Genomic DNA, 10,959 nt, shown 5'->3' with positions numbered 1-10,959 from the left:
GCCGGATCACGGAGAAAGTCGCCGGCGAACTCGCCGAATGGTCGAGCAGGCCGTTGGATCCGCTCTATCCGGTGATCTTCGTCGACGCGATTCGAAAGTGAAGGTCCGTGATGGGCAGGTTCGCAACACCCCGGTTCTATGTCGTGATGGGCGTCACGACGAATGGGGGACGCGACATTCTGGGTATCTGGGCCGGCGATGGCGTTGAAGGGGCGAGGTTCTGGCTTGGAGGTGTTCAGCGAGTTGAAGAACCGCGCGGTGTCGAGGAGGTACTGATCGCCGTCTGTGACGGGCTCAAAGGGGCTGCCGGAGGCGATCAACACCACCTAGGGGGCAGACGGTGGTGCAGCAGTGCATCGTGCACCTGATCCGCAACAGCTTCCGGTATGCCAGTCGGCAGCACCAAGCGCGCGATCGTGAAGTCTCTCAAGCCCGTGTACACGGCCCCGTCCGAGCAGGCAGCGAAGGACCGGTTCGCGGAGTTCGCCGCCGAGTGGGGTGATCGTTATCTGGCGATCGTGCAGCTCTGGCGCAGCTCCTGGGCGGGGTTCGTGCCGTTCCTGGAATGCGACGTCCGTGCTCCGCCGGGTGATCTGCACGACCAACGCGATCAGTGTCGATCAACGCCCGCTACCGGCGAGCGGTTCGAGCAGGGGGCACTTCCCGAACGAAACCGCAGCTGAAGCGCCTGTATCTCGTGACCAGGCTGCTTGCCCCCACCTCCGGTGGCTGAGCACGCTGGATGATCAGGTGCAAAGCCCGCGCTGAACGCGTTCGCGACCACCTTCACCGGACGGTTCGAGAACACCACCCACCGATGAAAACCGCCGGACCCCACACACCGCTCGCCGGACAGACCCCGAGAGTATCCGGTTAACAGTGTCAGTCGCAGTTTCTACTGGGTGGTGCTGGCTGCGGACATGTGGTTAGTGAAGGTGATGGCGAACGCGTTCAGGGAGAGCTTCTAGCGCATGTCCCAGCGGGCCTGGCCGTTACTCTTGGGGTCCAACGATCTCGCAGTCAGATGAAGCGCCAGGTTCGCACCGTGCGGCGCACGAACCTGGTGCAGGCGCGGAAGTTCTCCGAGCTGCTCGACGAAGCGATCAACCGGTACACGAACCGCTCGCTGACGACGACGGAGACCATCGCGGACTTGGTGAAACTCGCCAAACAGGTGTGCGATGACCAGAGACGCCATGAGGAACTAGGGCTCCGTGAGGATGAGATCGCCTTTCAGGGACTGAGATCGCGTACGCGGAGAGGCGATAGGCCTCTGCTTCCGGTCCCAGACACCTGCGACCGACCTAGAATAGGACACGCCGTTCGGGATCAGGTGGACCATGGGCGGGGCGTGTCTCGCTGATGGAAGGTACTCACGGAGTGACGGCGGCGCGTCAGGGCGTTCTGAGATGGTCGCTGGCCCTTGCTTTCAACGGCACCTGGCGTGTCCCGCATCCCGTCAAGACCGCACCGCCGTCAGGAGGAAGGACAACATTCATGACTCAGATGGTTCTCCTCGCCGGAGCGACAGGTTACTTGGGACGGTTCATCGCTGCCGAGCTGCATCGGCGGGGCCTGAAGGTGCGCGCAATCGTGCGGAGCCAACAGCGAGCTGCCAGCCTGGGCCCATGGGATTCACCCTCCATCGAGGACTGCGTTGACGACTGGGTCATCGGAGAGGTCTCGAACCCTTCTCTCGCGGCGGATGTTGTTCGAGGAGCGGACTGCGTCATTTCGGCCTTGGGAGTCACCAAGCAGAAAGCCGACCCCTGGGACATTGATCATCGGGCGAATCTCGCCATCCTCCGCTCAGCTGAAAAGCACGGCGCCAGGGCATTTTGCTATGTCAACGTCATGGGGGGAGACGCATGCCCGACGCAACTGACTAGGGCGAAGGCAGCCTTCGTCAAAGACTTGACAGCGTCCTCCATCCCCAGCCAGATCATCAACCCGCCCGGCTACTTCTCCGACATGACGCAGATCCTCAAGATGGCCCAGAGAGGGCGGGTCTTCATCGTGCGACCCGAGGCCCGAATCAACCCTATCCATGGGGCCGATCTTGCAGCATACTGCGTCGACCGTCTCATCTCCGGCGAAGCTGGATCATGGAACGTTGGGGGCCCAGAAGTGTTCACTTGGCAGGGCCTCGCCGAGCGCGCTTTTCAGGCACTTGGCCGTCCTGTGAAGACCGCTAGACTGGCACCTTGGCTCCTGGCTGCCGCACCTTCACTTCTCGGCGTCTTCAGCCCCAAGAAGGCCGACATGGTGCGCTTCGTATCGTGGAGTATGCAGAACGACTGTGTTGGCGAGTCAACAGGTACTCACAAGCTCATCGACTTCTTCACGCGGCACGCTTCAGACAAGATTTAGGTGTTGCGGCGCATGGGGTCGTTGACGGCGTGGAGACGACATGGGCAGACCTTCATCAGGCTGGGAGCAGCTGAAACTACCGTCTGAGCAAGGGACCTGCCCTTTGAGCCCCCACCGCAGCGCAGCCTCGATTTTCGAGGTGCGTTGTTGTTTGGCCCAGCGATGCCAGGACCGTTCGATCGCTTATGTCGCCGCTGAGATGGGCATCAGCTACGCGACGACGTCGAAAGTGGGTCAACCCGCTATCGAAGCCACAGCAGAGCCCGGTTCCGGGGCACCGGCCAACGGAGGAACCCCCGTGCCTAGCAGACCCCACCATCCCCAACGATGAAAGGGCGAAAACCCTGCCAAAAACTTGACGCGGGACAGTGGGACACCATTATCGACAAACACACCGGCGAACTCATCCGAGAACTCACTCTCGACACCACCCGCCGCTGCCAACCCCAAACAACGAAACCCCCCGAACCCTGAGGGTTCAAGGGGTTTCAATGTCACGAGGTATCACTTGGTGGAGCTAAGGGGATTCGAACCCCTGACCTTCTCATTGCGAACGAGACGCGCTACCAACTGCGCCATAGCCCCTGGACGACACAGGAATCTACCACGAGCCCGCCGCGCCGCCAAACTGGGGTCAGCACTCGATGACGTTGACCGCGAGTCCGCCCTCGGAGGTCTCCTTGTACTTGGCGAGCATGTCCTTGCCGGTCTCGCGCATGGTTTTGATGGCGGTGTCGAGTGGCACCTGGTGGCGGCCATCGCTCCACAAGGCCATCCGTGCGGCGTTGATGGCCTTGACGGCGGCGATGGCGTTGCGTTCGATGCAGGGAATCTGCACGAGGCCGGCCACCGGGTCGCAGGTCAGGCCAAGCGAGTGCTCCATCGCGATCTCCGCCGCGTTCTCCACCTGCCGGGGAGTGCCGCCCAGCGCCTCCGCGAGCCCCGCAGCCGCCATCGCGCACGCAGAACCCACCTCGCCCTGGCAACCCACCTCGGCGCCGGCGATCGAGGCGTTCGCTTTGATGATCGCCCCGATGGCGGCGGCCGTGAGCAGGAAGCGGCGCACACCGTCGCGGCTCGAACCCGGAACAAACCGCTCGTAGTACCTGAGCACCGCGGGGATCACGCCGGCCGCGCCGTTCGTGGGGGCCGTCACCACTCGCTGCCCGGCCGCGTTCTCCTCGTTGACCGCCAGAGCGTAGAGGTTCACCCAGTCGATGCCCGCCATCGGATCGTTGGGGGAGCGCCAGTCGGGGCCGTTTTCGAAGTCGCGGCTCATCAGCTGCTCCTTCAGCGCCCGCGCCCGACGTGGCACGTTCAGCCCGCCGGGCAGAATCCCTGTCGCGTGCACGCCCGCTTGAATGCACTCGTTCATGGTTCGGTGCACCAGGTCCAGATACTCGTCGAGGCCGTCCTCGCCTTCATTGGCGCGTGCCACGTCGGCAATCGACAGGCCCTCACGCTCGCAGATCCCGATCAACTCCGTGGCAGTGCGATACGGGAACGGCTCGGCGCGTTCACCCTCCGACGGCTGATCGATGCTCGCCACCCGCCCGTCGGGCAGCTGCTGGCTGACGAAACCGCCGCCCGTCGAATAGTAGGTGCCGCTGGCCAGCGCGGCCCCCTGCCCGTCGAAAGCCGTGAATACCAGCCCGTTGACATGAAACGGCAGCAATGTTCGCGGCTCGAACACGATGTCGCGATCGATGTCGAACGGCACTTGCCGCCCCCACACAGCGATATGCCCCGCCTCGGCGGTCAGCCGCAGGCAGTCCGCCACCACCTCGGCCGGCACCGTCTGCGGCTCGTAACCCTGGAAGCCGAGCAGCACGGCCCGATCTGTCATGTGGCCGCGCCCCGTCGCGCCCAAGCTGCCGCACAGCCGGGCATGTAGCCGCGCCACCGGCAGCCCATGCAGGCACGACGCGAACAGACAGGCCGCGCGCATCGGCCCGACCGTGTGCGACGACGACGGGCCGATGCCTATCTTGAACATGTCCGCCACCCGCGTGGCTGAGGACAACTGAACAGCGGTGCTCATCCGTACACACTAGCCGCTCCACCGTGCGCCGACGTGGGTCGAGTAGCCGCGTGCCCACCGCGGGGCGCGCCCCCCACTCCCGGCCTGAATCGACCGGTTGCCCCTTGAAGAGCGCAAATCGGTGGGCGGCACACGTTAGACTGCAAGACATGGTCCATGACGTGGTGATCCTTGGCGCGACGATCGCGGGGCTGACCGCGGCCAAGACCCTCGCGGGCGTGGGCTTCGACGTGGTGGTGCTGGACCCAAACCAGGGCCTGGCCAGCGCCGCGATCGGTCACGGGGTGGCGGCGGCCGGACACGCCGACACCCTCGCCCGGATGCGCTCCGCCTACGGCGACCCGATCGCCACCGAGCACGTCGTGCGTAACATCCGGGGCATCAGCTTCATCCGCTCGGTGCTCGCCACCGCGAACGAGCCACAGCTCGAACTCGGTTTCGTCGACAAAACCATGCAGCTCCGGCCCCAGCACCAGTCGCGGGACATCGCGCGCATCTTCGAAGAGGCCGGCGCGGAGGTCGACTTCCGGCGCGGCCTCTTCACCTCAACCTGCCTGGTGCTCGACCCGCACCAGTACGCGGATCACCTGCGCAGCCAGGCGGTGGCGGCGGGCGCCAAAGTGGCCCACGGTGTCACCGTCACACGAATCCTGCGCCGGGAGTCGACGATGTCCGTCGCCTTCCTCAATAACCTCGCTTGGGCACGCGAGCCCGGCACGCTGACGGGCGTGGCCTGCCTCGACACCCTGGGCATCACTCCTTGGGGCAGGCAAGTGCGCTCCGGCAAGGTGGAATGGGTGCCCACCGCCACTGCACGCCTGGCACAGCCGCTCGGCTGGGTGGAGCTTCGGCCCAAGGAACGCGAGGAGACCTGGCTGGTGCGCCCCGACGGGGACCGGCACCACATCGTCGGGCGCAAGACCGGCAGCTCAGGCATCGACGCCGCCCGCGCCCGCCTGGAAGAGGAGCTGACGCGCTCCGGCGCGGAGGTCATCTCCACCGGTAAGCTCGCCACCGACCCGGCCGACGAGGGCCGCCCCATCGTCGGCGCCTCCGCCATCCCAGGCGGCTACTACGCTCGCGGCATGGGCCGCGGCGAGCTGATGAACGGCACCGCGTCGGGGCTGTGGCTAGCGCAGACGCTCATCGGGCAGCGGCCCGAGGGACGCCCCCTGCCGCTGAACCGCCGCGTGCGCGCCAGCCTCAAGTCCTGGCTGACGAGCCGCAAGGACTGAACGCCCAGGCCGGTATCGGAAGCCCTCCAGCGCGGGGACGCTCCGGGCCCGGTGCGCCGCTGACCGGCAGGGCCGTCGCGACAGGTTTCGGATCTCCTAGATCCAGGTGCCGAACCACATCCGCATCAGCCACTGCGGCCGGGTGAGTAGCGCGTCGGAGTAGATGGGGTAGAAGAACGCGAAGTTCAAGATGATCAGCCCGACGATGGCTCCCACGATCACCGCGCGCCGCCTGCGGTGCGGGTGATCCGCGGGCCCCAGGAAACGCACCAACACCATCGCCAGCACCGTGACAGTGAACGGCACCAGCATGATCGCGTAGAAGAAGAACAGCGGCCGGTCCGCGTACCTGAACCACGGCAGCCACGTCGACGCGATGGCGAGCAGCGGCAGTGAGAACCGCCAGTCGCGTTTCGCGATCCACAGCCATAGCGCGACCACGCAGGCCACGGCCGCCGCCCACCACAGGATCGGCGTGCCCATTGCCGACACCACGCGCAGACACGTCGTACCGACGGCGGTGCAGCCCTGCTGGCCCGGCTCGATCCCGTTCTCGGCCGCGATGCCCGTGGAGCGCAGCATCAGCAGCCAGCCCGCGGGATGCGCCTCGTAGGTGTGGGTGGCGGTTTGCATCATGTGCTCACCGACGTGGAACTCGTAGATCTTCACGTGGTAGTTCCACAGTGACCCCAAGCTCTCACCGAACCACTGCACCACCCGGTCCTCGGGGTGGTGCGCCCCGTAGTCGCGGCCCCAGCCGCCGCTGGTGCGCAGCCACGGCAGCCACGAGGCGAGGTAGACGAACAGGCCGACCACCACCAGCTGGACGAAAGCGAACGGGGCATCAATCAGCAGCGACTTCCACGGCCGGTGGGCGCCGGCTAGGCGGCGCGCACCCAGATCCCAGACCACCGTGAGGATGCCGAAGACGGCGACGACGAAAATCGAGTTCCACTTCACCGCGCAGGACGCGCCGAACAGCAGGCCCGCGACGATGCGCCACGGCCGGAAGAGCAGCAGCGGGCCGAAAGCGCCGCCGAGGTCGGGCAGGTCCTTCGCGCGCAGATGATCGGCCAGCTTCCCGCGGAACCAGTCCCGGTCGGCGGCGAGCGCACTCAACCCAGCTACCGCGAACAGCGCCTGGAAGATGTCGAGCAGCGCAATGCGGCTCATAACGAACTCCAGGCCGTCGAACGTCAGCAGGATGCCCGCCAGGGCGCCCACCATCGTCGAGCGGGAAAGACGCCTCGCCAGGCGAATGGTGAACAAGATCAGCAGCGAGCCAGCGATCAGCGCGGCAAACCGCCAGCCCAGGGGGTTCATGCCGAAGAGGTATTCGCCGGCGGCGATCATCAGCTTGCCGAGCGGGGGATGGGCGACGAAGCTCGGCGTGTCCAACATTTGATCGATGTTGCCCGCGAGAATCTGGTCGTTGGCATTCTCCGCCCAGTTTCGCTCGTAACCGTGCAGCAGGATCGACCAGGCGTCCTTGGCGTAGTAGGTCTCGTCGAACGCCAGTCGGTGCGGCGACGACAGCCCGACGGCCCGCAGGAAGTAGGCGAAACAGGTGATCCCGAAGGTGATCAGCCACGACGCCCAGCCGTCGCGCTTCAAGCGGCCTTCTTCCAGGGCATCGATAGTCGTGGTCACGAGGGGCAGTCTAACCAACCTCCCGTGCTGGCCGGGATAGGCTGGCTCGGTGAGTAGTGGTCACTTGATTCTCGCGGCAACCCCCATCGGGTCCAGCCGCGACGCCAGCGCATCCCTGCGCGACCTGCTGACGACGGCGGACATCGTCGCCGCCGAGGACACCCGACGTGCGGTCACCCTGCTGCGTCGGCTCGACATCACCGCGGGCGGCCGACTGGTCAGCTACTTCGAGGGCAACGAGCTGGAACGCACCCCCGAGTTGGTGGCGGCCGCCCGGGCCGGGCACACCGTCGCGCTCATCACCGACGCGGGCATGCCGTGCGTCTCCGACCCCGGATACCGCCTGGTCACGGCCTTCCTCGCCGCGGGTCTCCGCGTCACCGCCCTGCCCGGGCCCAGCGCGGTGCTGACCGCGCTCGCCGTGTCCGGGCTGCCCGTGGACCGGTTCTGCTTCGAAGGTTTCCTGCCGCGCAAGTCCGGCGAGCGTGGCCGACGGCTGGCGGCCCTGGCGGGAGAGGAACGCACGATGGTGTTCTTCGAGGCCCCGCACCGCACCCACGAGTTCCTGCTCGACGCCGCCCGCGCGCTCGGGGCGGGGCGGCGGGTGGCCGTGTGCCGGGAGCTCACCAAGCCGCACGAGGAAGTGTTGCGCGCCACCCTCTCGGAAGCGGTGCAGTGGGCGGCCGACGGGGTGCGCGGCGAGGTGACGATCGTCGTCGAGGGGGCGCCGCCCAAGGAGACGTCCATCGACGACGCGCTCGGCCTGGTCAAGGCCCGGATCGCCGACGGGGCGAAGCTGTCCGAGGCGGTGGCCGAGGTGGCGGCCCTGACCGGCGCCCGGAAGAAGGAGTTGTACGCGGCGGCCGTTTCGTTCAAGGAAGGACGACCATGATGATCGAACAGCTGGGGCTGCCCAAGCTGCCCAGCCCGCTGCCTGGCGGGATCGTGGACAACCACACGCACACCCTGTCTACGCTGCGCTACTCGGGGCTGCCCGTCGACGAGTCGCTGCGGCTGGCCGCCGAGGTGGGGGTGACCCACATCGTCGACGTGGGCTACGACGTGGAGAGCTGCGAGCATGTCCTCGCCGTGCAGCGCGCGCACCCGCAGGTGGCGGCGGCGGTGGCGCTGCATCCCAACGACGCGGCGCGCATCGTCGAGCGGCACGGCAGGGCCGGGCTGGCGGAGACGCTCACCCGCATCGAGGAGTTGGTGCCCCAGGCGCGTGCGGTGGGGGAGACCGGCCTGGACTACTTCCGTACCCGCGACGCCGCCGGCCAAGCCGTGCAGGAGGAATCGTTCCGGCGGCACATCGGCTGGGCGAAACGCCACGACAAGACCCTGGTCATCCACGATCGGGACGCGCATGAGGACATCCTCCGGGTGCTCGACGACGAGGGGGCGCCCGAGCGGGTGGTGATGCACTGCTTCTCCGGCGACGCGGACTTCGCGGCCGCCTGCGTGGCGCGCGGCTTCTGGCTGTCCTTCCCCGGGGTGGTCACGTTCGGGTCCGCGGGCGAGTTGCGTGCCGCTGCGCTCAGCACACCGGCGGACCGCCTGCTGGTGGAGACCGACGCCCCGTACCTCACGCCGAAACCCGAGCGCGGCAAGCCGAACGCCCCCTACCTGGTGGCGCACACGGCCAGGTTCCTGGCCGAGCTGCTCGGCCGGGACCTCGCGGAGTTCTGCGAACGGGTCACCGCCAACACGTGGGCGGCCTACGGCGGCAGGTGGGGCGACGATGCCTGACGTCGGCCTCCTCGACCCCGCATCCATCCGTCGGCTGGCCGCCGAGCTGGGCCTGCGGCCCACCAAGCAGCGGGGTCAGAACTTCGTGCACGACGCCAACACGGTGCGCCGCATCGTCGCGCTGTCCGGGATCACTGCCGACGACCAGGTGCTGGAGATCGGCCCCGGCCTCGGCTCGTTGACGCTCGGGCTGCTGGAGGCGGGCGCCAGCGTCACCGCGGTGGAGATCGAGGACTCGCTTGCCCGCCGTCTCACCCAGACCGTGGCTGAGCGCCTCGGCCCCGACGCGGCGGCGCGGCTGGGCGTGGTGCACGCCGATGCGCTGGAGGTGAGCGAGCTGCCCGGCAGGCAACCGACGGCGGTGGCGGCGAACCTCCCCTACAACGTCTCGGTGCCGGTGCTGCTCAGGCTGCTTGAGCTGTTCCCGGGCTGGGATCGGGGGCTGGTCATGGTGCAGCTTGAGGTGGCCGACCGGCTCGTCGCCGAACCCGGCTCCAGGGTTTACGGCGTGCCGTCGGCGAAGATGGCCTGGTACGCGGAGGCGGTGCGCGTCGGGACCGTCGGCCCTGCGGTGTTCTGGCCGGTGCCGAACGTGGACTCCGGGCTGGTGCGCATCACCCGCCGTGAGCCGCCGCCCGGCGACCGTGCGCAGACCTTCGCCGTCGTCGACGCCGCCTTCGCGCAGCGCCGGAAGATGCTGCGTGCGGCCCTCGGCAAGCTGTTCGGCTCCTCCGCGGCGGCCAGCGAGGCGTTGGCGGCCGCCGGGGTGAGCCCGGAGGCGCGCGGCGAGACGCTCACCATCAACCAGTTCGCCGCCATCGCCCGGCATCTTCCAGTCGGTTGGGGCGGGCGGCGCGCGGACACCGGATAGGTTTGGGTCATGGCGACGGTGAGAGTTCGAGTGCCGGGGAAAGTGAACCTGGCGCTGTGCGTCGGAGAGACCGACGCGCAGGGGTACCACCGGCTGGGCACCATCTTCCAGGCGGTTTCGCTGTGCGACGAGATCGCCGTCGAGCCGCGACGCCCGGGCCAGTTCCGGCTCAGTTTCCAGGGGGAGGGAGCGCCCTTCCTGCCCGTCGACGACACCAACCTCGCGATGCGGGCCGCGAAGCTGGTGGCCAGCCACTTCGGTGTCGCCGACGCCGGGGCGAGCATCAGCATCCGCAAGCGGATCCCCGTGGCCGGCGGTATGGCGGGCGGTTCCGCCGACGCCGCGGGCACCCTGCTGGCCTGCTCAACCCTGTGGGGCGTCAACGCATCGCGCGATCAGCTGCGTGAGCTCGGCGCCCAGCTTGGTTCCGACGTGCCCTTCCTCCTGCTGGGCGGCACCGCCGTCGGCGAGGGGCGCGGGGAGATCCTGCGGGCGCTGCCGGCGCGCGGGAAATACCACTGGGTTTTCGCTCTGGCCCACAACGGGTTGTCCACGCCCGCAGTGTTCCGCGAGTTCGACAGGGTGAGCCCGCCGCAGCCCACCGACCTGCCCGCCGGGCTCGTTGACGCGCTCCTGGCAGGCGACGTGGCTCGCGTCGGCGGGCTGCTCACCAACCACTTGGAGGATGCAGCGATCAGGCTTCAGCCGAACTTGCAGCGCACCCTGCATCGGGGGCGCGCCGCCGGCGCGCTCGGGGCGATCGTTTCTGGTTCCGGCCCCACCGTCGCGTTCCTCGTCGCCGACGACGACCACGCCAAGCGGCTGGCTGACGAGCTTAGAGTGTTCTCCGGCGTGCGCTGCGTGCGCGTCGCGCAGGGCCCCGTCGCGGGTGCGCAGGTGGTCTAGGAACTGTTGCGGAGGCCTTACCGCGCTTGCTCGCGGGGCGCCGGGTCGGGCGGATATCTCAACCCCTCAGCATCGTGGCCTGTGCATCCGGTGCAGGAGGCGGACCCCTCGGCGCTTGTCTCATCGCCCGGCGGGTC

At 67.8% G+C, this 10,959-nt stretch carries 9 protein-coding genes, 1 tRNA gene and 1 pseudogene; 8 read left to right on the top strand and 3 right to left on the bottom strand.

The window, feature by feature from the left end; genetic code table 11:
• Positions 1-110: 110 nt before the first annotated feature.
• The 3 genes and pseudogenes from EII42_RS13550 (at position 111) to EII42_RS11300 (ending at position 2,370) form a co-directional block, all read left to right on the top strand.
• A pseudogene (locus EII42_RS13550) lies at positions 111-683 on the top strand (transposase).
• Between the two features lie 341 nt (positions 684-1,024).
• A complete protein-coding gene (locus EII42_RS11305; RefSeq protein WP_233558379.1) occupies positions 1,025-1,363 on the top strand; it encodes a type I restriction enzyme endonuclease domain-containing protein in 339 nt (112 codons plus the stop codon).
• 134 nt (positions 1,364-1,497) lie between these two features.
• The gene (locus tag EII42_RS11300) at positions 1,498-2,370 is read left to right on the top strand and encodes an NAD(P)H-binding protein (protein WP_125172253.1); all 873 of its coding nucleotides are present in this window, start codon (positions 1,498-1,500) and stop codon (positions 2,368-2,370) included.
• A gap of 509 nt (positions 2,371-2,879) precedes the next feature.
• Here EII42_RS11300 and EII42_RS11295 read toward each other — a convergent pair.
• Both EII42_RS11295 and EII42_RS11290 read right to left on the bottom strand, forming a co-directional pair.
• Positions 2,880-2,955: transfer RNA gene (locus EII42_RS11295), tRNA-Ala, on the bottom strand.
• 49 nt (positions 2,956-3,004) lie between these two features.
• Positions 3,005-4,411, bottom strand: coding sequence for an L-serine ammonia-lyase (locus tag EII42_RS11290; protein ID WP_125172252.1), 1,407 nt, complete (start codon positions 4,409-4,411; stop codon positions 3,005-3,007).
• 149 nt (positions 4,412-4,560) lie between these two features.
• Between EII42_RS11290 and EII42_RS11285 the strand changes: the two genes are divergently transcribed.
• Complete coding sequence (locus tag EII42_RS11285; RefSeq protein ID WP_125172251.1) at positions 4,561-5,646, top strand: FAD-dependent oxidoreductase; 1,086 nt, start codon at positions 4,561-4,563, stop codon at positions 5,644-5,646.
• Between the two features lie 96 nt (positions 5,647-5,742).
• Here EII42_RS11285 and EII42_RS11280 read toward each other — a convergent pair whose 3' ends face one another.
• The gene (locus EII42_RS11280) at positions 5,743-7,296 is read right to left on the bottom strand and encodes a dolichyl-phosphate-mannose--protein mannosyltransferase (RefSeq protein WP_125172250.1); all 1,554 of its coding nucleotides are present in this window, start codon (positions 7,294-7,296) and stop codon (positions 5,743-5,745) included.
• A 49-nt stretch (positions 7,297-7,345) separates the two neighbouring features.
• Between EII42_RS11280 and rsmI the strand changes: the two genes are divergently transcribed.
• Genes rsmI through EII42_RS11260 form a run of 4 tightly spaced genes read left to right on the top strand, consistent with a single transcriptional unit; the run spans position 7,346 to position 10,822 of the window.
• Entirely contained in the window at positions 7,346-8,188 is an 843-nt protein-coding gene (gene rsmI / locus EII42_RS11275) for a 16S rRNA (cytidine(1402)-2'-O)-methyltransferase (protein WP_125172249.1), read from the top strand.
• A complete protein-coding gene (locus EII42_RS11270) occupies positions 8,185-9,045 on the top strand; it encodes a TatD family hydrolase (protein ID WP_125172248.1) in 861 nt (286 codons plus the stop codon). The genes rsmI and EII42_RS11270 overlap by 4 nt, the downstream gene beginning before the upstream one ends.
• The gene (rsmA, locus tag EII42_RS11265) at positions 9,038-9,916 is read left to right on the top strand and encodes a 16S rRNA (adenine(1518)-N(6)/adenine(1519)-N(6))-dimethyltransferase RsmA (protein ID WP_125172247.1); all 879 of its coding nucleotides are present in this window, start codon (positions 9,038-9,040) and stop codon (positions 9,914-9,916) included. The genes EII42_RS11270 and rsmA overlap by 8 nt, the downstream gene beginning before the upstream one ends.
• Positions 9,917-9,925: 9 nt before the next feature.
• Entirely contained in the window at positions 9,926-10,822 is an 897-nt protein-coding gene (locus tag EII42_RS11260; RefSeq protein ID WP_125172246.1) for a 4-(cytidine 5'-diphospho)-2-C-methyl-D-erythritol kinase, read from the top strand.
• Positions 10,823-10,959 lie beyond the last annotated feature (137 nt).

Source organism: Tessaracoccus sp. OH4464_COT-324 (assembly GCF_003932855.1).
GTDB lineage: Bacteria > Actinomycetota > Actinomycetes > Propionibacteriales > Propionibacteriaceae > Arachnia.
This window is presented reverse-complemented; position numbering and strand designations above follow the sequence as displayed.